We start from the raw sequence: 22,718 nt of genomic DNA on the forward strand, positions 1-22,718 counted from the left end.
AAATACGACTTTCATCCCTCCAAAAATTGACTTCAATCCCCCTCCTAAAAAGGAGAAATCCTTACTTTTGTGGAAATTTTATAGAGAAGTATGAGAGCTCAAAATCCATTTATTCTGGAAGATGAAGACGAAATAGAAGAAGTGTCTTTGGGGTTGCTTAGACTCTCTGATAAGATACTCCCACACGAATTTTTCTTCAAAATTAACAGTAGCAGAAAATTACAGTTTGAGCGAACTGTAGATTTAGAAATCTGTGGTGAGTATTTTAATTACCAGCACAGCGTATTTCAGGCTTGCGATGGGCAGACGAGGAATATCATTCGCTTGTTCAAGAACAAATCTTGCCTTTCCCATCAGAAAAAGGAAATCGATGAACTCTTCAGTGATGAAAACCCAATTCATTACCTGATTCCAAAGGCTGAGGAAGTAGATTACATTATGTTCTCTTCAGATAATATTGCAGATTTTTCTGTACTTTTGCCCTCTCAAAATATCAATTTTTCCATTCAGGAGCTGATTACCGATTCTAATCATCCGCTCTATAAACTCATTCAATACGAATATTATGAACAAAGACTTAAAAAAAACTAAGATTATCGCAACGCTCGGCCCAGCATCATCCAACAAAGAAACGATGATAGAAATGATTAAAGCCGGAGTAGACGTATTCAGAATAAACTTCTCACACGCAGACTATGACCTAGTAAGGAAGAATGTAGAACTCATCCGAGAAATCAATGCAGACTTCGGATACTCGGTAGGAATACTCGGAGATTTACAAGGTCCCAAACTGAGAATCGGTGTAGTGAAGGAAGGTGCTTTCCTCAACCCTGGGGATATACTCACCTTTACCAATGAGGAGATTGAGGGTGATTCCACAAAAGTCTATATGACCTATCAGCAGTTTCCAAAAGATGTAAAAGTGGGAGAAACCATCCTTATTGATGATGGAAAACTCGTCCTCGAAGTCATAGAAACCAATGAAAAAGACACTGTAAAAGCAAAAACTATACAAGGTGGGCCACTAAGCTCCAAGAAAGGCGTAAACCTGCCCAATACCAATGTATCCCTACCAGCACTTACAGAAAAAGACATCAGAGATGCTAACTTTATATTAGACCTCCAACTGGACTGGATAGCGCTCTCTTTCGTAAGACACGCGCAGGATATCATAGACCTAAAAGAAATCATCGCCAACCATCCTACCAACAACTTCCCAACACCTATTATTGCGAAGATAGAAAAGCCAGAAGGGGTGAAAAACATCGATGAAATCCTCGAACACTGCAATGCCCTAATGGTAGCAAGAGGAGACCTTGGCGTAGAAATCCCAATGGAGGAAGTACCCGCAATACAAAAAGCATTGGTAGAGAAATCCAGAGAGCACGCAAAACCTATCATCATCGCTACCCAAATGATGGAAACAATGATCAACAGCCTCACTCCTACCCGAGCAGAAGTAAATGATGTGGCAAATTCCGTATTAGACGGCGCCGATGCCGTAATGCTCTCTGGAGAGACTTCCGTAGGGAAATACCCAGTAGAAGTGATTAAGAATATGTCTAAAATCATCAAAAATATTGAAACAACCGACTATTATAGAGAAAGGAACAACATTATTGAAAAGCAGTTTAACTGTATAGACGAGCGCTTCATCACAAACAGAATATGTCTTGGAGCAGTTCGTATCGCAAAATCCATAGAGGTACAGGCAATCGTTACCCTCACCTACTCAGGATATACCGCTTTCCAGATTTCTTCGCAGAGACCCAACTCTCATATTATCGTTTATAGCTCAAACAAGCGGGTTATTACCCAGCTAAATCTCCTTTGGGGCGTACGAGCTTTCTTCTATGATATGCAAAAATCCACAGATGAAACTATCGTACAAGTAAATACGCTTACCTATTCAAACAAATTCGTAGAGCAGGGAGATATGGTCATCAACCTCAATGCAATGCCCGCCCACGAAGGAGGCAAAACCAATACCCTAAGACTAACCACCATTTAATCCATAAAAAAGAGCAGTACTGATAAAAGTACTGCTCTCTTTTTTATCGGTTTATTTCTTAAACCCTCTTTAATTTTTTAATAAAAAAACAGCATTACTCACGGTCTCAAAAGCATTATTATAAATACAAACAACACTAATAAATCCCCTCTCCCAAAATTTTCTATAAGAAGCAGACCAGCTTTTCTGAATAAAAAATTCTTTCCAAACTATACTTATCTTTGCTTTAAAATTCTCAAGTATGAAGGAGCTTCAATACTGCCCAAAATGTGGCAACAAAACTTTGCAATTCAATGAAATCAATAAGCTGAGCTGTACGGATTGTGATTTCGTTCTCTACCATAATTGCGCAGCTGCCGTAGCTGTTATCCTTCGTTGCAGAGATGAAATTTTCTTCACCAAAAGAAGCCAAGAGCCCAAAAGCGGAATGCTGGATTTATCAGGAGGTTTTGTAGATCCTAATGAGTCCGCAGAAGAGACCTGCAAACGAGAACTAATGGAAGAGCTCCAGCTTCCAATCGATGTATCTCGGCTAAGGATTCTCGGCACTCGCCCCAATGTATATCATTTTAAAGGAATTGATTACAATACGATGGACATATTCTTCGAGTATGAAGTTAAGGAGAAATTCCTGCCAACCCTCGAGCTGTCGGAAGTCAGCGATGGAATATGGGTAAAAATATCTAACCTCGATTTCTCATCTCTTGCCTTTGATTCTCAGCGGAATTTCCTAAGAACTTGGGTTGAACCATTCTCATAACCCAGAATCATCAAAATAAAAATCCCCTCTCGTGGAGGGGATTTCTCTTTACATTAGTATCCTAACTGTTTTCGTACTCTTGCGAGGGTTTGCTGCGCGATGCGTCTGGTCTTCTCCGCACCTTCCTGCAATTTCTTATCGAGTTCGGAGAGGTTATTCATATAATAATCAAACCGCTCTCGTTCATCCTTAAACTTACTCAGTATGAGGTTGAGGAGCTCAGTTTTTGCGTGCCCATAGCCAAAGCCTCCTGCTACATATTTTTTTCTCAGCGCTTCGGTTTCTTCCTCGGAGGCGATAAGCTGATAGATGCCAAACACATTACACGCGTCTGGATTTTTCGGTTCTTCAAGGGGAGTAGAATCGGTTTCTATAGACATCACCTGTTTTTTCAGCTCTTTCTCTGGCAAGAAAATATTAATAATATTCCCTCTGGATTTAGACATTTTCTGCCCATCGGTACCGGGAACATATTTCGTTTCTGCTTGTAGCTCAGCACTTGGCAGCACAAATGTTTCGCCCATTTGCCTATTAAATTTTTCTGCTAAATCGCGAGTGATTTCAAGGTGCTGCAGCTGGTCTTTGCCTACGGGAACTATTTCGGCATCGTAGAGCAGGATATCGGCAGCCATTAAAATTGGATAATTAAACAGTCCTGCATTCACATCTTGCAGACGATCAGCTTTATCCTTAAACGAATGGGCTAAAGTCAGCCGCTGATACGGGAAAAAACAATCCAAATACCACATAAGTTCGCAAACTTCTGGAATATCACTTTGCCTGTAAAAGTGTGTTTTTTGGGTATCCAGACCAAACGCCAGCCACGCCGCCGCTATCTCGTAAGTATGCGTTCTAAGCTCCTCGGCATCTTTAATCTGCGTAAGTGTGTGCAGGTTAGCGATAAAGAGGAAGGAATCATTTTCATCTTTTTTTGATAGCTCTATGGCTGGGATTATTGCTCCGAGCAAATTCCCAAGATGCGGAGTTCCAGTCGCTTGTATTCCCGTTAATATTCTGGACATAATCTATATTCTATTTAATATTAAAAAATTTTTCTCTATAATAATAAGGCATTGAGGGCTCTACATCGGTTTTCATCAGACATAAATCTGTGCCCAGCTCCTTTTCAGCGGGAGGAGGAAGTCCGAGAGATACGCCAGGTAAGTATCTTTGGAAAAATCATATACCTCGATATCGTGCGGTATGCTCCCCTCTTTTAGTCCTCTTTTAAACTCAAGGAGGCCAACGGTTTTCGTTTCGCCTTGCTCTACATACGACACTTTCATCCTGTTGAGAAGTTCAAAACCATACTCGCGGTCGAGTTCCTTTAAAAAATCACTTAAAGAATCCAGCGCACAGCCGCCTGGGCTCACCTCTTCTTCATCAATACAAATGACGATGAACTGGTTCTTTTCGATTTTAAACGAAGATGAAACAGGCTTCCCGTGGTACTTCCAGCCAGATAAAAAATCATACAACCGCTGGGAAATGTCCATAGATTCCTTTGCGGTAAATTTGCGCGAAGAGGGGTATATCATCACACGAAAATCATTGGTTTCCACCGATGAAGATTCTTCTATTTTCATTGTTTTTTCTATTTCGTTTTAAGATAAATCTATTCAATTTTTTTCTGCAAACCTCTACCTCCGAAGCTGTGGGCGCAAAGGTAATTAACTTTTTACAAATCTTCTGCCTCAGCAATCAGCTCAGCGATGTCTTTTACCACAACTGCCTCGTTTTTATTAAAATGTTTTATTCCGTCGGTCAGCATTGTATTGCAAAATGGGCAACCCGTTGCGATGATGTTTGGCGCCTCATCTAAAGCCTCTTCCGTTCGTTTTACATTGATTTCCTGCGTACCTTTTTCAGATTCCTTAAACATTTGAGAGCCCCCAGCACCGCAGCAAACTGCATTTCTCCGATTATTTTTCATCTCCACCAGCTCGGCGTCGAGCTTCTCAAGAAGCTGTCGAGGCGCTTCATACTCACCATTGCCTCGCCCAAGATAGCAGGGGTCGTGGAAGGTTATTCGCTTCCCTTCAAACTTTCCACCTTCTATCCTTAGCCGGCCTTCTTCCATTAATTTTTTTAAAAACTGTGTGTGGTGCAGCACTTCGTAATTACCTCCCAATTGCGGATATTCGTTTTTTAATATATTGAAACCGTGCGGACAAGCCGTTACAATCCGAGTAACGCCATAAGCGTTCAGCACTTCTATATTGTTCAGCGCCATCATCTGGAAGATAAACTCATTTCCTGCGCGCTTCGCGGGGTCGCCCGTGCAAGATTCTTCCTTTCCCAGCACAGCAAACTCCACCCCAATATGATTTAATATTTTGCAAAAAGCTCTCGTGATGCGCTTTGCCCTGTCATCAAAACTTCCGGCACAGCCCACCCAAAACAAAACTTCGGGCATTTTTCCTTCAGCGGCATACTCCGCCATCGTCTTTATTTTCATAATTTTAATGGAGGAACATCGTTCCTTTTATTATCTCAAAAATCTTTTTAAAAAACTCATCTTTATACTGATGAGTTAATTTTCTTCGTCTGCCCAATTGAGGCGATCGGCTTGATTGTATTGCCAAGGCGCCGCATTGTTCTCGATATTTGTCATCATCAGGTTCCATTCTTGGGGAGCCGATGCTTCTTCCATCACCATATAACGGCGGAGGTCGATAATGATGGAAAGTGGGTCTATTAAGATTGGGCAGGCTTCGGTACAAGCGTTACAAGTTGTACAAGCGAGGATTTCCTCTTTTGAAATAAAATCATAGAGCAGTCGTTTGCCATCATCTTGAAACTGACCATTTTTATTTATATTTTGTCCGACTTCTTCGAGCCTGTCCCTTGTTTTCATCATAATTTTTCTTGGAGAGAGGGATTTTCCTGTCATACTTGCTGGGCAAACGGCAGTACAACGGCCACATTCTGTGCAAGAATATGCATTGAGGAGCTGCACTCGGTTAAGGTCAAAAATATCATTTGCACCGAAGCGCTCCACAGGGGTTTCCGATGAATCTGAACTTGCAGCATAGGGGTCTGCATTGGGATTCATCATCAGTTTTATTTCTTTGGTTACAGACGGCAGGTTACTGAGCTCGGCTTTGGGCTGGAGCTTTGAAAACCACGCATTGGGAAAGGCGAGCAAAATATGTAAGTGCTTGGAATAGTAGAGGTAATTCATAAAAAAGAGAATCCCTAAGATGTGGTACCACCAGCCTATTCTCTCAATAAATATAAGTGTGGTTTCGGAGAGGTTGAGCGCTTTGAAAATAGGCAGGAAGGTGATTTTGCTCACTGGAAAAGCTCCGAGAATGGGATAATGTGGGCTTCCTCTGTGCTGGAGAAGTGCGTCAGCCGAATTCATTAAGAGGAAGGCGAGCATTAGAGAGCATTCAATGAGCAGGATATAGTTGGCATCGTCTTTTGCCCAGCCTTTTAATTCCTGCATACTGAGGCGGCTTACTTTTAGAATATTTCTCCTGATAAAAAATATAATTACCGATAAAAGCACTAAAAATGAAAAAACCTCTAATGTACTGGTAAAGAGATTGTAAAACGATGAACTCAGCAGAGATGAAAGTACCCTGTGCGTACCGAAAAGTCCATCTACAAGAATCTCCGCAAGCTCTAAATTGATGATGATAAAACCCGCATAGACAAGGATATGGAGGATTCCAGCGACGGGTCTTCTGGTCATTTTACTTTGCCCAAGAGCTACCTTTGCCATTATTTTCCAGCGCTCTGCTTTATTATCAGTTCGGTGGATGGTTTTTCCGAGCATAATATTTCGGTAGATGATTCTGAGGCTCCTAAAAAAAAGCCCAAAACCGACCGAGATGCAGAGAAGAAAAATAATGTTGTCTATATAGCTCATAATGGTTTTATGTTTGTGGAATTTTGCTAAAACCTCCACCGATAAAAAAGTGCTGAAATATACTAAACTTGAGAGGAAAAGCCCTTGAAGCCAAAGAAATTTGTAAAAAAGATAAATAGAAATCCCCGTAAATTTTAACCCTGTTTCTGAGGTTAAAATGCCTCAGCCATTGGTAAAATTTACGAGAAAATATTTCTTCCCAACCAAGTAGGAGGAAAATGCTGAAAATCCTTACTTCTTTCCGAAGACAGAGATGTTGATGTACTTTTTTGGATTGTTCTTCAAATCTTCTATGAGCTTATTGAGGTTATCGGAAGTCTGGGTGAGGTTGTTATAAAACGCCTCGTCTTTCATTATTTTACCAAGGCTTCCTTCACCTTTTTGTATGCCCGCAATAAGTCCATTAAGCTGATGAGCAGTCTCGCTTAGATTAGCAACCGCAGTATTGAGCTTTTGTACATCTATATTATCTGCTACTTTGCCGTATTTATCCAATGTATTTTTTGCGCTTACCGTCATTGCAGAGGTATTATCCAATACGGTTTGGAGCTTTGGATCAGCCTTCGCAAGTAAGGTATTGGTCTGCCTTGAAGTTTGCTCAAACGCTGAAACAGTACGATTGAGGTTAATTAAAAGAGCTCTGATTTCCTGCTGATTCTGCTCATTAAGAAGTTTATTTGCGTTTGTGGTAAGAGAATCTACCTGCTTCAAAACACCTTCCACCTGTTGTTTGATAGGCATAGCTTCAGCAGCGAGGCTCTTCATCAAAGAAAGTTCGTATCCCGCTTGCAGGGTATCTCCATCTTTAGCCAGAGGATTTCCATTTTCCATACGAAGCCTGATTGCGGTATCTGACATTAATCCCGATTCAAAGATTTCCAGAGTAGATTTTTTGGAGAAAGAGAACTTGTCATCTATCCTCACCTGAACGAGAAAGGTAACTGCTCCGTCTTTCGCTATAATGGGAGAGATTTTTTCTACTTTACCTACCTTTAGCCCATTAATGGATACGGGGCTGGATGAATTGAGTCCCTGTACATTATCAAATATAGCATAGTAAACATTGGCCGTAGAAAACAGGCTCCTCCCCTTCATAAACTGGAAAAGCAATACAAAACCAACGATGGCAAAGATTGCAATAAGACCAGCTTTTATTTCATTTGATATTTTCATAAACATTAAAAAAAACTTGGCAAATATAGTATATTTTAAATTAAATAAAGTGCCATAAAACGCCATTAAAAGCGAGATTAAAGCCCCTTAAAAAAAGAAAAAGCAGTAAGAAAATCTTACTGCTTCTGATGGTTTTTTTTGAGGATTATTGTTGTCTTACTTTATCCCAGACCTCAATTCTGTAATCTTTAATATCTGCACCATTTTGGAGACTTCGGATAACAAACTGACCAAACATTTGAGCATTTTGCTGCATAAGCATAGCTGCAGTTTCTTTCTCGCTGCCAGGCTGTTTGTTCGTAGATTCAGATTTTTTAACCACTAAATATACTCCTGTTTTTCCTTCAATCGGGTTGGAGAGCTTGCCCTTAGCCACACCCAAAGAAGCTCCTGCAACTTTTGGCTCCATAGAACCTGCAAGCGATGGTGTAAGAGCATTAATCTGACCACTCTGCTTAGTTGTTCCGAAGAGTTTTGCCACTTGGTCAAGGCTTGAAACCTTAGACTTATTAAGTTTTTCTATGATTTTCTTAGCAGCGAGCTCGTTGAGGACAATAGGTTCTATCTGCTCCCTTACGCTCTCTGGCTCTGCCAACTCTTCATCATAAAAACCATTGAGATATACCACAATTTTATCTCCTGTGCCATCTACATTGAAGAGTTCTACATCTCCTTTCTCTCTTTTCTTATTGAATGCCCAAGCGAGGATTTCAGAGTCTTTGTCCGTACCTAAGCCTTGGATAAACCCGTCAAATCTTTTAACCGCCTTAGGGTTGGAGAACTGATATTTCGCTTTTTTAGCAATATTAGAAAATTCGTTGAAAGACCTGCCCTGAACCTGCTGAATAAATCTTTTAGAGTTTTTGTCAATCTCATTTTCAGTAGCTTCAGATGGTTTGATAGCTCGTACGAGATTGGCTACTTTGTAAGTCATCTTCGGTTCGTTTTCAACTTTTTTATCCTGAATATTGATAATATGATAACCATATACAGTCTTTACTACTCCAGTTTCACCTTTCGGAGATTTATCTACAAAATTTTGAAATTCTGGAACAAACTGAGGTTGTGAAGAATCTGCCCAACCGAGACTTCCTCCTTGTGCTGCTGAGCCTTTATCAGCAGAGAGGTTCAGGAATTCATCAAACTTGGAAGGTTCTGTTTTTACTATCGCACTGATGGAATCTGCTAATTTCTTAGCTTTCGCCTCACTCATATTAGCCTCAATTCCCGCTGGATTATCCTTATAGGAAATCAAGATATGCCTTGCTAATGTAGAAGCATTTTGCTGCTGTTTCTTATCCAAAAGTTTAGAAACTACATAATAGCCCTGCTCTTTGTATGGCCCAAAAATCTGACCAGTAGATGCCGTTGCAATCTGAGATTGAAGCGCCTGTGGAAGCTGCTCCGCAGGAACATACGCAGGATTAAATTGTGCATCCGAATTTAAAGCAATGAACATAGAATCATTCGCCGTATTTCGGAAGTTTTCATTTGGATCAGATTCACTTCCTTTATTTAGGAGATACTCTATTTCTTCTTTTACTTTGCCTTCATCAGCCGGGCTTGGATTAGCAGGGAAGAAAACCACCCCGATATTTCTCGATGGCTGGCTCTTGAAAATCGTCTGATGCTTTTTAATATAATCTGCCAAATCCTGAGTACTAACTTTTATAGGGTTTTTCTTCAAGAATTCCGCATAATCTACCTTTACATAATCGATATCTGCAAGCTGGTCTCTGAGCTTCATCATAGCCTCTGCATCTTTCTTGCTGGCAGTTATCCCTGCGGAAAAATTAGCTACGAGCTGTCTTGCCATTATCCTTGTTTCTATCATTTTTCTGGCACGGAGCCAGTTATTATATGCCTCTGGATTGGCTTTATAACTTTCAATTTCTTTTTTAAGCTCCTGTACTTTGAAGTTTCCTTTTTCATCAAAAAGATTTTGATTTTGAGAAACCATTGGATCGTACTGAATTTGATTCCAGAACATATCATCGGTGAGCTCCATACCCAGTTTATCAAACTGCTGCTTTACGAGCTTACTCTGGATAAGTACCTGCCAAGCCTGCTCTTCGAGACCAGAAGTAGGCATACCTTGCTGCTTCGCCTGGTCTTGGAGTAGCATTAGTTGATCATTGAATTCTTCTCTTGTAATTTTTTCTCCATTTACTTTTCCTAATACATCAGGATTTTTACCAAAGACTTTATCTATAGAATCAGGATTTACCACAAATGCAAGCAAGGCAAGGGCAATAATCCCCATCAATAAGACTGGTCTTTTTCTAATTTCACTTAAAATTGCCATTTTGTTTAAGTCTAAAATTTATCAGTCCGCGAAAATACATATTTTAAGGATAGTAAGGAAATTATTTAAAAAATTATTTAATCATTTCTCGACTGAGAAGAATAGCTAATCGTCATTTTGGCGCATTTTTTATCTTGGCACAGGACTTGGGAAAATCTGCCATGCTTTATCCAGATAGTTCTACAAAAGGAAGCCATCGGATATTTTAAATTTGATTTTATAAACTAAATGACAAATTGTCATAAATATTATGGATTTTGAAGAGATAGATTTGAGTGAGTTACTGGAAGGGAATTTCAGTATTGTAACGGAAGAAATTAACTTGTCTGATAAGGAAGTGAACAAAGCGGGAGAGGAAAATCAGATCGTTTTTCCTATTCTTCCTGTGAGGAATATGGTGATGTTCCCACAAATCATTGCACCTATTACAGCAGGTAGAAATAATAGCAAAAAATTATTGGAAGACGCCCAAAAAGAAGGGCAGCTAGTAGGAATCCTAAGCCAGAAAAATGGAGGGATAGAAAACCCTAAACTCCGCGATTTATACGAAACAGGAACGATTGTAAGAATCATCAGAAGTATAAAGCTCCCCGATGGAAATACTACTGTAATAACAAAAGGTGTAGGCAGGTTTAAGATAGACAGAATAGTCTATGATGAACCTTATATTCAAGCAGAAATAAAGAAATTAAGAGAAGTACAACCCAAGGATAAAGATATCTATGAGGCTCTGCAAGAGAATATAAAAGATCTCGCATTAAAGATTATCCGCCTTGACCCTAACATTCCTAATGCAGCGAATTTTGCCATTAACAATATGGTAAATAGTGGGCATTTGGTAAATTTCGTTTGTAATAATGCCAATTTCAGCATCGAAGAAAAACAAAGCCTGCTCGAAGAGAGAAACCTACAAAAGAGAGCAGAAAAATGCTACGAACTCCTTGTAGAAGAATATAAAAGACTAGAGCTGAGAAATCAGATTCATAAAAAAACAACAAAGGAATTAGATAAAAACCAAAGGGAATACTACCTGAACCAGCAGATGCGAAGCATACAGGAAGAGCTTGGAGGAGGGATAGATTCCGATATAGATGAGCTACAGGCAAAAGCCCAAAAGCTCAAATGGAATAATGAGATAGAAGAACACTTCCAGAAAGAGGTAAAACGGCTCCAAAGGCAAAATCCAAACTCTCCAGATTATAATGTTCAGAGAAATTACCTTGATTTCTTTACCGATCTGCCTTGGGAATCTTATACAAAAGACAATTTTAACCTTAATCAAGCTCAAAAAGTATTAGACAAAGCTCATTTCGGATTAGAAGATATCAAGAAAAGAGTCTTGGAGCATATGGCTGTCCTCAAATTAAAGAAAGATATGAAATCTCCCATACTCCTCTTGGCCGGTCCTCCTGGAGTAGGTAAAACTTCTCTCGGGAAGTCTATAGCTGACGCTCTGGGAAGGAAATATGTACGAATCTCTCTCGGTGGGCTGCACGATGAAAGCGAAATCCGAGGGCATAGAAAGACCTACATCGGAGCAATGGCTGGTCGTATTCTGCAAGGAATAAAGAAGGCTGGTGTATCAAATCCCGTAGTGGTCTTAGATGAGATTGATAAACTCGGGCAAGGGCTTAATGGAGACCCAAGTTCTGCACTGCTTGAGGTATTAGACCCTGAGCAGAACCATTCCTTCTATGATAATTATTTAGAGCGGGGATACGACCTCTCAAAAGTACTGTTTATCGCTACGGCAAACTCACTTTCAACCATACAAACACCTTTGTTAGACAGAATGGAGCTCATCCAAATCGCAGGATACACTCTCGAAGAAAAAGTAGAAATTGCTAAAAGACATCTGATAAAAAAACAGCAAGAAGAAAACGGTCTAAGTTCCCAATCTTTTAAACTGGGAACAGCAGAATTAAAGCACATCATAGAGGCACACACTTCGGAAAGTGGGGTAAGAAATCTGGAAAAAAGAATTTCTTCAATTGCGAGATGGGTAGCCCTTCAGGTAGCGATGGAGAAGGAATATAATGCCAAATTAAGCATTGATAAAATCGATGAAATCTTAGGAGTACCAAGACCCAAAGCCCTGTCGGAAATGAGTTCTGTACCAGGGGTAGTAACTGGACTTGCGTGGACGAGCGTAGGTGGTGATATCCTCTTCATTGAAAGCATCATCAGCAATGGAAAAGGAGCTTTAACAATGACGGGAAACCTCGGTAATGTAATGAAGGAATCAGCGACCATCGCATTGGAATATATCAAAGCGAAACACACCGAGCTCGGCATTGCTGCTGAAGATCTGGAGAAGAAAAACATCCACATCCATGTACCCGAAGGCGCTACACCGAAAGATGGCCCATCAGCAGGGATAGCAATGCTCACTTCTATGGTTTCCAGCTTTAAAAATAAAAAAGTAAAACCTCACCTTGCAATGACGGGTGAAATCACACTCAGAGGGAAAGTACTCCCAGTAGGGGGAATTAAGGAAAAACTCCTCGCTGCTACAAGAGCAGGAATAAAGGAAGTCATCCTCTGCGAAGCCAACAGAAAAGATGTAGAGGAAATAAAAAAAGACTATTTGAGCAAACTAAAAATCCACTTTGTTCAGAATATGAATGAGGTACTCGAATTAGCCTTAGAAAAGAATGGAAATATTTAGCGATGAATATTTTATGCGTCTCGCACTAAAAGAGGCACAAAATGCCTATGAGCAAGATGAAGTGCCCGTAGGCGCCATCGTAGTGCATAGCAACAGGATTATCGCCAAAAGCCATAACCTAACCGAAACGCTAAACGATGTAACCGCCCACGCAGAAATGCAGGCAATCACCTCCTCTGCAAATTTTCTCGGAGGGAAATACCTCACAGGCTGCATAATGTACATCACCCTCGAGCCCTGTGTAATGTGTGCGGGGGCATTAGCCTGGTCTCAAATCTCAAAAGTGGTTATCGGTGCTCGAGACCCTCAGAGAGGTTTTATAAATAAGAAGCTGACCCTTCATCCAAAAACAGAAATCATCAGTGGAGTTCTTGAGAACGAATGCTCTCAACTCATAAAAGATTTTTTTAAAACAAAACGACCGTAATACAGTAAGCATCATTTTGTTTTTAGTCCTCCTTCTATCGGTTGGTATAAGTGGCTTTTAGTTTTACCCTACTTTATAATAACTTAATTTCTATTAGAAAGGAAGAGAGAAAACCATTCAATCAATACTTTTAGAAGGAAAATAAAGGTAGTAATGAGGAATGATAGAAAGGCCGAGTATTGATAAAAAATACTTAAATTTGTCGCTATTACTCAGCAAGGAGCTGAGAGAATTTGATTTTTAAAGAATACGGATTATGTTACAAGTTAATTTTTTACGAGAGAACAAAACACGCGTTATAGAAGGCTTAAAAAAGAGAAATTTCCAAAATATAGAGCTTATAGACGAAGTGATTGGATTAGATGAGGAGAGGAAAAAGCTACAATTCGAGCTGGATAATCTCAATGCAGAGAGAAATAAAATTTCCAAAGAGATTGGAACACTGATGAAGGAAGGGAAAAGGGATGAAGCCGAAGCTCTGAAAGCAAAAACAGCTAGTTATGCAGGGAGAATTAAGGAACTGGAAGCTGCAAGGCCTGAGGTAGAGAATAAACTCCTCGAAAAACTGTACTTAATCCCCAACATACCACATGAAAAGGTAAAAGCGGGTGTTTCAGCGGAGGATAATGAGGTGGTTTATCAGTCCTGTGCTGTAGAAGGTTTAGGTGGAGGTGCTATCCCCCACTGGGAACTTGCAAAAAAATATAATCTGATAGACTTTGAGCTCGGAGTAAAAATCGCAGGAGCAGGATTCCCTGTTTATCTCGGTAAGGGAGCACGGTTACAGAGAGCATTGGTCCAATACTTTCTCGACAAAAATACTGAAGCGGGGTATATGGAAGTAAACCCTCCTCATGTGGTGAATGAAGCATCGGGTTATGGTACTGGTCAGCTCCCAGACAAAGAAGGGCAGATGTATTTCGTTAATGAGGATAATCTTTACCTTATCCCAACAGCTGAAGTACCCGTTACAAACCTCTATCGAGATGTAATTTTAGATGAAAAAGAACTCCCGATAAAAAATACAGCCTTCTCACAGTGCTACCGAAGGGAGGCAGGAAGCTATGGAGCCCATGTAAGAGGACTAAACAGGCTTCATCAGTTTGAGAAAGTAGAAATCGTGAGGATAGAGCATCCTGAAAAGTCTTACGCAGCCCTTGAAGAGATGGTGGAGCATATAAAAAGCCTATTAGAAGAGCTCGAACTGCCTTACCGAATTCTCAGACTCTGTGGTGGAGATACTGGATTTACCTCCGCGATGACCTATGACTTTGAGGTATGGAGTGCAGCGCAAGAGAAATGGCTCGAAGTGTCTTCGGTATCTAATTTTGAGACCTTCCAGGCGAATCGATTAAAATGCAGATACAAAGGTGATGGTAAAACACAACTTGTACATACCCTAAACGGCTCTGCAATGGCTCTACCGAGGATTATGGCAGCACTGCTGGAGAATAATCAGACACCGCAAGGAATTAAACTTCCTAAAAAAATTGCTGAATATGCAAGATTTGAAATGATAGATTAATACCCTAAAATACTTTTAGCCTTGAAAATATCAAGGCTATTTTTTTATTCTGAGAAGATATAATAAACTGCTTTACTAATCTTTGTGTTATGAGTAAAGTAATAATTAATTTATGAATTCAAATTATTAAAAAAATATTGCTCTATTTTTAAAAATAGAGCAATATGAAATTTATGTAGCGAATTAAGTAAATAAGCACACCTCATGCTAACAGGCGACTTAGCCTTTATTTACTAATCGTTTGAGCCGTCTTCGAGAACTCTTTGAGCGAGCTCCTGATCAAAAAGATAAAGTGCAGACGGATTGTCATTTACTCGCTTCATTTTCGCAAGGAAAAGGGAAGCATTAGACTCTTCTTCTACCTGCTCATTGATAAACCATTGAAGAAATGCCACAGTGGAGTAATCATTCTCTTCATTTGCTGCTTTAACGATGTTGAAAATACATTGAGTTACGAGTTTTTCGTGTTCCAAAGCTCTTTCAAAGATATCGATAGCATCTTTAAAATCATGAGGAGGCTGAGGGATGGCTTTAATCTGAATAGCTTCTGCATTCACATTTGCCAGATAATCGAACATCTTATCAGCATGGGTAAGTTCTTCTTTACTCTGTACTCGGAAATAATTCGCGATACCATCCAAATCATTTACCTGAAACCAAGCAGACATTGCCAAATAATATTGAGCAGCATATTGCTCATGAGCGATTTGCTCATTGATTAAATCTGATACTTTTTTACTAATCATAATTCAAATTTTCTGGCAAAATTAAATGTTCTGAACCAATAACAGAGAGGAAGTTATAAATTTATGTTTAAAATAATTTCAAATTGACAGATAAAATCGATGAAAATGCCTTGCCTATCTCAGCAGGTGAGAGTACTTTTGTAGCTTTTATAATCTTTATTAATAACCTTAAATCAAATTTTATAAAAATGAAACAGAAACTCAATCTTTTAATGACTTTATTGGTGAGTATGATGGGTTATGCACACCATATTTGGTTAGAAACAAAGCCTGTGGCAGAGCTGGGAAGCAAACACGAAGTACGGCTATACTTTGGTGATATGGAAGAAGTAACTCCCGTAGCACAATGGTTCTCTGACCTTAAGGAAGTGGAAGTAATAGTACAAACACCCTCTGGAAAAGTGATAAAATTAGAAACAGAGGACAAGGGACTGTACAGCGCTGGATATTTTGAGGCAACAGAAAAGGGTATTTATACCGTGAGCTTTAATCATCTTGTAAAAGACGCTTTTAAGGGAATGAAGATCCGCTATCAGTCGGTTGGATTTGTGAGCACAGATGCTTCAATAAATAAGAAATTAACTCTGGGAGATAAAGATTATTTTCAATTGGTACTTCAAACTAAAATAAAGGATGGAAAGCGCAACTATCAAATGCTAAAAAGCGATCATCTTTCAGATAAAATTAAAGTGAGGATAGAGCTTAATGGAGGTGAGCCCAAGTCTGTTCGTGTAGATAAAAAGGGGAATTTCAGCTTCTCTCCTGTGAATAAGGATAAGTATATGCTAAGGTTCAGCTCTTCCAAAACTGTAAATGAAAAGTATAACGGTGCTGATGTAAATGTAGAATATACCTCATTGGTTTATGTAGGAGGTACAGAATATGTGAACTATAGCAACTAACAAACAGCCCACTAAATAAAAAAAACAAAGGCTCAGCTTTCAATAAGCTGAGCCTTTTCTATAATGAAACAGTATTTTTATTAACAAAACTCTTCATAAGCTGCTTGAAGATTTGCTGCAAGAGCACCTGGAGCATTACCTTCGATATGGTGTCTTTCGAGCATATGCACTAATTCACCATCTTTAAAAATTGCTACACAAGGTGAGCTCGGTGGGAATGGTGCAAGGAATTTGCGGGCTTCTGCAACGGCTTCATTATCTACACCAGCAAAAACGGTAATGAGGTGGTCTGGTTTTTTATCTCCCGTAAGTGAGTAGATAACCCCTGGTCTTGCTCCCCCAGCAGCACAACCGCAAACGGAATTTATAACGAGAAGCGTAGTTCCTTCTCTTTTAAGTGCTTGATTTACCTGTTCGGCAGTTACTAAATCTTCAAAGCCTTTATCTGTAAGCTCTGCCTTCATAGGCAATACTAAGTCTTGTGGATACATAATATTATTTATTTAAAAGTTTTTCTTAATCTTTTTCGCGTGCAAAAATACATATTCTATAGCAAAATATAGCAACGGCTGATAGCTCTCCATTAAAAACATACCAAAAGAAAGCCGTGACATATTGGCACAAAAAAGCCCTGATAAAATATCTGGGCTTTTTGTACTATTTTTTGTGAAAGACTAATCTACATCTTTATTCAGGAAGCTGTTCTGACGAATCTGAGCCTCTCCTTTATTATCTTCGGAGATGAAGAAAGAATTCTGCTCCTCAGTAGATGGAGCTTCATCAATCGAGATATTCTTTCTTCTGAAAGCAGGGACAGTCTCAAATTCATTTTCTGCTTCTGCAGAAGAATCTGCTCGGTAATAATTGAACTGTTGCAAGCGGTTTCTCCTCTCCTGAACCTTCTTTTGCTTATGCTCTTCAGATTCCTTAGTAATGAAAATAAATCCTTCCTTTACCTCTTCGCTTTTATTTTGAGGAACTTCCTGAATACCTTCCTGCGGACTGAAAGTATGGGAAGGCTTAACCTCTTGCTCTACCTCAGTGCTTATTTTTTTTTTAACCTCGTACTGCGGTGCTATTTCTTCTTTATTAAGAGTAAAGCTGACCTCAACGGGTTTTTCCTCATGGGATGGGAAAGTTTCTTTGTGGTTTTCTACCTCGAATGAAAATGCTGAGCTTTCGTACTCATCAAAATCTGAGAAAAGGTTGATTTCGGATTTTGAGTCTGAATCATCATTACCAAAGAAGCCTACTTGTACAGGGACTTCCTCTTCTATAACTAATGTCTGAGAAGAAATAGCTGGCGAGGAGGCTGCACTAAACTGAGGAGTGGGTTCAAAAACAGGGCCTTCATCATCATCCAATCGAAATATATTTTTATCTGATGGTAAAGATTCTTCCTGAGTTCTCTGCTCTCTCGTCTTAAATGGAGATTCTTTTTTAGGAGCGTTATCGTCTAACTTAAATGTAACTTTTTCAGATTCTCCTATCTGAATTTTTTTTTGATTATCTTTATTAAATCCTGTAGCGATGACGAGAACTTTAATTTCATCTCCCAACTGTTGGTCTGTGCCAACTCCAAAAATAATATTAGCTTTATTATTTCCTCCTGCCTCTTCCTGAATATATCTATTGATAAACCCAATTTCTTCCATAGTAGCTTCTTGATTTTCTTCATTACCACTAAGGATAAGGAGGAGTACATCTTTAGCTCCTGTAATCTTATTATCGTTTAATAATGGGGAGTCAAGAGCCTTTTTAATAGCTTCTTCTGCCCTGTTTTCTCCAATAGCAGAACCTGTAGATATCAACGCAGTACCTGAATTTTCCAATACAGATTTAGCATCTCTAAAGTCTATATTAACAACTAATGGAGCGGTGATGACTTCTGCCATACCTTTAACTGCATTACTAAGGATTTCATCTGCACGGGCAAAACCACTTAGGAAACCGAGCTTAGGGAATAGCTGTAGCAGCCTTTCATTATTAATAACGATAAGGGAATCTACGCTCTCTCTTAGTTTTTCAAGCCCCTGCTCTGCTTGGGTAAGTCTTATTTCGCCTTCAAAGGAAAAAGGAATAGTTACAATAGCTACGGTAAGGATACCCATATCTTTAGCTACTTTAGCTATTACTGGAGCAGCACCTGTACCTGTACCACCACCCATGCCTGCTGTAATGAATACCATTTTAGTATTCTGACCAAGCATTGCTTTTATATCATCTATGCTCTCAAGAGCTGCTTTTTCTCCTTCTTCTGGATCGGCACCAGCACCAAGACCTTCGGTAGTGGTAAGCCCAAGCTGGATTTTATTTTCTACGGGATTTTTATGCAGTACCTGCTGGTCAGTATTACAAATAACGAAATCTACACCGTGGATACCTCTTTCGTACATATGTTTGAGGGCATTATTACCTGCTCCACCAACGCCTATTACTTTAATGATTGAGGATTTCCCTTTTTCCATATTAAAACTCAGTTCCTTCATATTTTAATTTTCTTCTTCGTTAAAGAATTTCGTTATTATTTTTAATAAATTTTCCCCAAAAATAAATTTTTTTGACTGTTTTACAATAGGTGTTTCTTCTTTTGATTCATCTTTTTTTCCACTATTACTACTGGCTGGCGTATTTTCGGGGGTTATTTCCTGAGCTGAGCTGTTTTCTACTTTATCATTCAGAGAAATTTTTTGGAGGAGCTCTTCTCTTTCACGAATTTTCAAGCTCTCCATAAGCAATCCGATAGCGGTAGCGAATTCAGGGTTTTTAAGAATCTGGTTTTTATCATTTACCACATATTCATTGGCATAACCTATTCTGCTATCAAAGCCTGTGATATAGTTGGTGAGGAGACGAAGGTTTTTCAAATTAGAACCACCACCTGTGAGCACAATACCTCCGATGAGCTTTTTCTTTCTCTCGGTAGCACCATAGGCTTTAAGCTCGGTATTGACCATTTCTAAAATCTCATCAAGACGAGCCTTGATAATTTTTGCCAATGTTTTAAGAGAGATTTCTTTATCTGCTCTGCCGTGAAGACCTGGAATAGTCACAAAGGTGTTTTCTGGCTCCGTATCTGGAAGAGCAGAACCAAACTTTACTTTAAGCTGCTCAGCGTGCTTCTCAATGATGGAGCAGCCCTCTCGAATGTCGTCTGTAATGATACCTCCGCCGTAGGGAATGACACAAGTATGACGGATGATATTATCTTTGAAAATAGCAATATCGGTAGTGCCACCGCCAATATCTACAATCGCAACGCCTTCTTCTTTTTCTTCTTTGGTAAGGACGGAATCCGAGGATGCAAGGGGCTCAAGGGTAAGGGCTTCCATTTCCAAGCCTGCTTCTCTAACGCATCTAATGATGTTTTTAATACTTGCCATCTGCCCGACGACAACATGGAAGTTTGCCTCCAACCTCTTGCCGTGCATACCGATAGGTTCTTTAATCTCGCCTTCGGAATCTATTTTATATTCTTGTGGTAAAACATGGATAATCTGCTCACCAGGAAGCATCACCAGCTTCTTTACCTGCTCTTTGAGCCTTTCGATATCTTCTTCGGTGATAACGGCCTCTGGATTGTCTCTCATAATATAATCCGAGTGCTGAAGAGAGCGAATATGCTTGCCTGCAATACCAACTGTAACTTTCTGAATGGATACACCCGAGCTTTGCTCAGCTCCTTCTATAGCTTTTTTAATGGACTCAATAGTCTGCGTAATATTATTGATAATCCCTTTATGAACACCAAGACTCTTGGAACGCCCCATACCGAGAACTTCTATTTTGCCCTGTGCATTTCTTTTGCCTACAATGGCTACAATTTTTGTGGTGCCTATATCCAGACCTACCGAATAATTATCCTGATTTTGCATACTCCTTATATTATTTATGTTTTACCCTTTTTTATTTTTCCCTGACTGGTTTTCTTTCTTCTTATCTTCCTCTCTATTAATAACTTTTGGTTTCCTTTCAGATTGCGAAGGATTAGACTTCATTTCTGGTTCAGAGGCGTGCTTCATTTCCTTTCTACCGGCAGCTAAGATACTATCATTTTCTTTAAAGTGAGGATTGAGCGTAGTAACGATTTGATTGCTGTACTTCACCGAAATTTTCCTGTATTTCTCTGGGTCTTGATAAACCAAAATCTTTTCCACAAAGGTTTTAAAGCCTTGTATTTTAAAGTCTATATTATCCAAATCACCAATCTCTACTCGATAATGTCCATCGCTGGTAAGGAGGAAATAATTATTCCTCCGTTTGGAAATACCAATAAAATACTTTTTGCAAAAGTCGTCATTTTCTATCTTTTTTACCAAGTACATCAGCTGGGGATATTCTTCTGGCTTCACATCTCCACTTACGAGCATACATTTATGGGAATAATTTTTAGAGATGGGGAATTCGACTCCCTTTTCATCTACATAAAAGACCTCTCTCTCGCCTTTGCTAAGCCTGAAAACGGGAATTCGCTGCTTAATGTCGAGATTTAATTCGCCATTGAGGTTGAGATAGACATTAGCAGAATCTACCGCAGGGAGGGCTTTAATCTTCTTTTCAAGGACAGGGATATTTACATCCCCTACCCTACTCGATGGATTTTCTTTATTAACGAGGGTTTTAATATCTGCCTCATCAATGAAGTGAACGGGAGTAGAAGTATTATTGAGATGAATAGAAACTTTATCATCTGTGATTTTCTGGTTATTAAACCTCTTGATAGAGAAGTTCATCAGAAAGCCTAAGATGATAACGGTAACCAAAATTTTGAGAATCCTATACTTATTTTTCATTATATATCGTGGTTTGCTTATGTTTTAGTCTATACCTCCGCCCCATTTGATAATAGGGTCGTAGAGGGTGTCTATATTTCCTGCGCCTACGGTGAGGAGCACATCAAAGTCTCTTTGTTTTATCTTACTGAGGGTTTGATTGAGGGTACATACCTCTTTATTCTCGGTGTTGATTTTATCGAGGAGCCATCGGGAGGTGATTCCCTCGAAGTCCTCCTGCAATTCTCTGGCGGGATAGATGTCTAGAAGGAGTAAATCATCTCCTTTGGCGAGCACTTCAGCGAAGCCATCGGCGAAGTCTCTCGTTCGGCTAAAGAGGTGAGGCTGAAAGACGATGAGGAGCTTCTTATCGGGTGAGAAAGCCCTTACGGAGCTAATCACGGCGCTGAGCTCGGTGGGGTGATGGGCATAATCATCAATATAAATCTTTCCATTGGCGAGTTTGTGCTTAGTATATCGCCTTTTGATGCCTTTAAAGGAAGAGATACCGCTCTGGAGCTGCTCGTAGGTGGCGCCCAAAGAATGGAGGAGGGCGATGGCAGCGGTGGCATTCTCCACATTATGGATGCCGGGGATTTCCCAAGAGAATTCTACCTTATCTTCATTAGAATGAAAGGTGAAGAGGGTTTTCTCGCCTTCTACTCTGAGATTATCGGAGTAGAAATCTGCTTTCTCATTAACGGCATAGGTCAAATGTGGGGCTTTGATGTCTGCTCCTTTTCGTACGAAGAGCTTTTTCTCGTCCTTGACCAAAGCGGCAAAGTCTCGGAAGCTGTCTTCTATATGATTTTTATCTCCGTAGATGTCAAGGTGGTCTGCATCTATGGAAGTAATAATCGCCCAATCTGGGGAGAGGCTGAGGAAGCTCCTGTCGTACTCATCGGCTTCTACGATGGAGATTTCGCTGCCTTTATAGAGGAAGTTGGATTTAAAATTTTCGGAAATCCCTCCGAGGAAGCAGGAGAACGGTAGCCCTGCGACATTGGACAGATGTGCAACGAGGGTGGAAGTCGTCGTCTTGCCGTGCGTACCTGCTATGGCGAGGCACTCGGTATGCTTGGTAACGATGCCGAGTGCTTTGGCGCGCTTAACGATGGTGAAATTTTGCTGCTCAAAGTGTTCTAAAATCTTTAATTTCTTTATGGCAGGGGTGTAGATCACCAGAGTATCCTCTGGATGGAGGGCTTTTATGTCTGCACTTACCTCATCTTGGAAGGAGATGCTCACCCCCTCTGATACGAGTGCATCGGTGAGCTTGGTGGGGGTTTTATCATAGCCAGAGACCCTTTTACCGAGGGACTTAAAGTATCTGGCGAGGGCAGACATCCCTATACCCCCAATGCCCACGAAATAAAAATTCTGATATGTATTTATGTTTTGCATTCCTTTTATATATAGTATTTAATACTGTTGTTTTCTTTGCGTTGCATTTTGCTTGCTACGCATTACATTTCGCTTGCTACGCGTTACATTTGGCTTCCTTCGCATTGCGGTAAGTGCCTCCCGTGCTACGGGTTGGTTCCTTCGCGTT

At 39.9% G+C, this 22,718-nt stretch carries 19 protein-coding genes; 7 read left to right on the forward strand and 12 right to left on the reverse strand.

Annotated elements, in window-relative coordinates; translation table 11 throughout:
* Positions 1-90: 90 nt before the first annotated feature.
* From DBX24_RS03120 to DBX24_RS03130, 3 genes are all read left to right on the forward strand, one after another.
* Positions 91-591 carry an IPExxxVDY family protein gene (locus tag DBX24_RS03120; protein WP_160223956.1) on the forward strand — a complete coding sequence of 167 codons (501 nt, stop codon included), beginning with the start codon at positions 91-93 and terminating at the stop codon, positions 589-591.
* Entirely contained in the window at positions 566-2,011 is a 1,446-nt protein-coding gene (gene pyk, locus DBX24_RS03125) for a pyruvate kinase (protein WP_160223957.1), read from the forward strand. The genes DBX24_RS03120 and pyk overlap by 26 nt, the downstream gene beginning before the upstream one ends.
* Before the next feature lie 241 nt (positions 2,012-2,252).
* Positions 2,253-2,771, forward strand: coding sequence for an NUDIX hydrolase (locus tag DBX24_RS03130; protein ID WP_120488425.1), 519 nt, complete (start codon positions 2,253-2,255; stop codon positions 2,769-2,771).
* 53 nt (positions 2,772-2,824) lie between these two features.
* On the opposite strand, the gene trpS is transcribed toward DBX24_RS03130, so the two are convergent.
* From trpS to DBX24_RS03160, 6 genes are all read right to left on the reverse strand, one after another.
* A complete protein-coding gene (gene trpS, locus DBX24_RS03135) occupies positions 2,825-3,793 on the reverse strand; it encodes a tryptophan--tRNA ligase (protein WP_160223958.1) in 969 nt (322 codons plus the stop codon).
* A 75-nt stretch (positions 3,794-3,868) separates the two neighbouring features.
* Positions 3,869-4,357, reverse strand: coding sequence for a hypothetical protein (locus tag DBX24_RS03140; RefSeq protein ID WP_120488423.1), 489 nt, complete (start codon positions 4,355-4,357; stop codon positions 3,869-3,871).
* Between the two features lie 92 nt (positions 4,358-4,449).
* Positions 4,450-5,229, reverse strand: a complete 780-nt coding sequence (locus tag DBX24_RS03145; protein ID WP_120488422.1) for a (Fe-S)-binding protein — start codon at positions 5,227-5,229, stop codon at positions 4,450-4,452.
* Between the two features lie 75 nt (positions 5,230-5,304).
* A complete protein-coding gene (locus DBX24_RS03150) occupies positions 5,305-6,648 on the reverse strand; it encodes a 4Fe-4S dicluster domain-containing protein (RefSeq protein ID WP_160223959.1) in 1,344 nt (447 codons plus the stop codon).
* 231 nt (positions 6,649-6,879) lie between these two features.
* Positions 6,880-7,821 (reverse strand): MlaD family protein, encoded by a 942-nt coding sequence (locus tag DBX24_RS03155; RefSeq protein WP_160223960.1) that lies wholly within the window; start codon positions 7,819-7,821, stop codon positions 6,880-6,882.
* Between the two features lie 145 nt (positions 7,822-7,966).
* Positions 7,967-10,126 (reverse strand): peptidylprolyl isomerase, encoded by a 2,160-nt coding sequence (locus tag DBX24_RS03160; protein ID WP_160223961.1) that lies wholly within the window; start codon positions 10,124-10,126, stop codon positions 7,967-7,969.
* Between the two features lie 247 nt (positions 10,127-10,373).
* On the opposite strand from DBX24_RS03160, the gene lon reads away from it, so the two are divergent.
* The 3 genes from lon to serS all read left to right on the forward strand — a co-directional run bounded on the left by lon (position 10,374) and on the right by serS (position 14,746).
* A complete protein-coding gene (lon, locus tag DBX24_RS03165) occupies positions 10,374-12,794 on the forward strand; it encodes an endopeptidase La (protein WP_185150757.1) in 2,421 nt (806 codons plus the stop codon).
* Positions 12,787-13,221 carry a nucleoside deaminase gene (locus DBX24_RS03170; protein WP_120489662.1) on the forward strand — a complete coding sequence of 145 codons (435 nt, stop codon included), beginning with the start codon at positions 12,787-12,789 and terminating at the stop codon, positions 13,219-13,221. The genes lon and DBX24_RS03170 overlap by 8 nt, the downstream gene beginning before the upstream one ends.
* Before the next feature lie 256 nt (positions 13,222-13,477).
* A complete protein-coding gene (gene serS, locus DBX24_RS03175; protein ID WP_160223963.1) occupies positions 13,478-14,746 on the forward strand; it encodes a serine--tRNA ligase in 1,269 nt (422 codons plus the stop codon).
* A gap of 233 nt (positions 14,747-14,979) precedes the next feature.
* Here serS and DBX24_RS03180 read toward each other — a convergent pair whose 3' ends face one another.
* Complete coding sequence (locus DBX24_RS03180) at positions 14,980-15,492, reverse strand: ferritin (protein WP_160223964.1); 513 nt, start codon at positions 15,490-15,492, stop codon at positions 14,980-14,982.
* An 83-nt stretch (positions 15,493-15,575) separates the two neighbouring features.
* Here DBX24_RS03180 and DBX24_RS03185 point away from each other — a divergent pair, with 83 nt between their 5' ends.
* Positions 15,576-16,394 carry a hypothetical protein gene (locus tag DBX24_RS03185; protein ID WP_160223965.1) on the forward strand — a complete coding sequence of 273 codons (819 nt, stop codon included), beginning with the start codon at positions 15,576-15,578 and terminating at the stop codon, positions 16,392-16,394.
* An 80-nt stretch (positions 16,395-16,474) separates the two neighbouring features.
* On the opposite strand, the gene DBX24_RS03190 is transcribed toward DBX24_RS03185, so the two are convergent.
* The 5 genes from DBX24_RS03190 to murC all read right to left on the reverse strand — a co-directional run bounded on the left by DBX24_RS03190 (position 16,475) and on the right by murC (position 22,570).
* Positions 16,475-16,885 (reverse strand): BrxA/BrxB family bacilliredoxin, encoded by a 411-nt coding sequence (locus tag DBX24_RS03190; protein WP_160223966.1) that lies wholly within the window; start codon positions 16,883-16,885, stop codon positions 16,475-16,477.
* Between the two features lie 183 nt (positions 16,886-17,068).
* Positions 17,069-18,883 (reverse strand): cell division protein FtsZ, encoded by a 1,815-nt coding sequence (gene ftsZ / locus DBX24_RS03195; protein WP_160223967.1) that lies wholly within the window; start codon positions 18,881-18,883, stop codon positions 17,069-17,071.
* A gap of 3 nt (positions 18,884-18,886) precedes the next feature.
* The gene (gene ftsA, locus DBX24_RS03200) at positions 18,887-20,269 is read right to left on the reverse strand and encodes a cell division protein FtsA (RefSeq protein ID WP_120488412.1); all 1,383 of its coding nucleotides are present in this window, start codon (positions 20,267-20,269) and stop codon (positions 18,887-18,889) included.
* 21 nt (positions 20,270-20,290) lie between these two features.
* Positions 20,291-21,187, reverse strand: coding sequence for a cell division protein FtsQ/DivIB (locus DBX24_RS03205; RefSeq protein ID WP_185150754.1), 897 nt, complete (start codon positions 21,185-21,187; stop codon positions 20,291-20,293).
* Positions 21,188-21,211: 24 nt separating this feature from the next.
* Positions 21,212-22,570, reverse strand: a complete 1,359-nt coding sequence (gene murC / locus DBX24_RS03210; protein WP_160223968.1) for a UDP-N-acetylmuramate--L-alanine ligase — start codon at positions 22,568-22,570, stop codon at positions 21,212-21,214.
* Between the last annotated feature and the right edge of the window lie 148 nt (positions 22,571-22,718).

This window comes from Bergeyella cardium, from assembly GCF_009914665.1.
In the GTDB taxonomy this organism is placed as follows: domain Bacteria; phylum Bacteroidota; class Bacteroidia; order Flavobacteriales; family Weeksellaceae; genus Bergeyella_A; species Bergeyella_A cardium.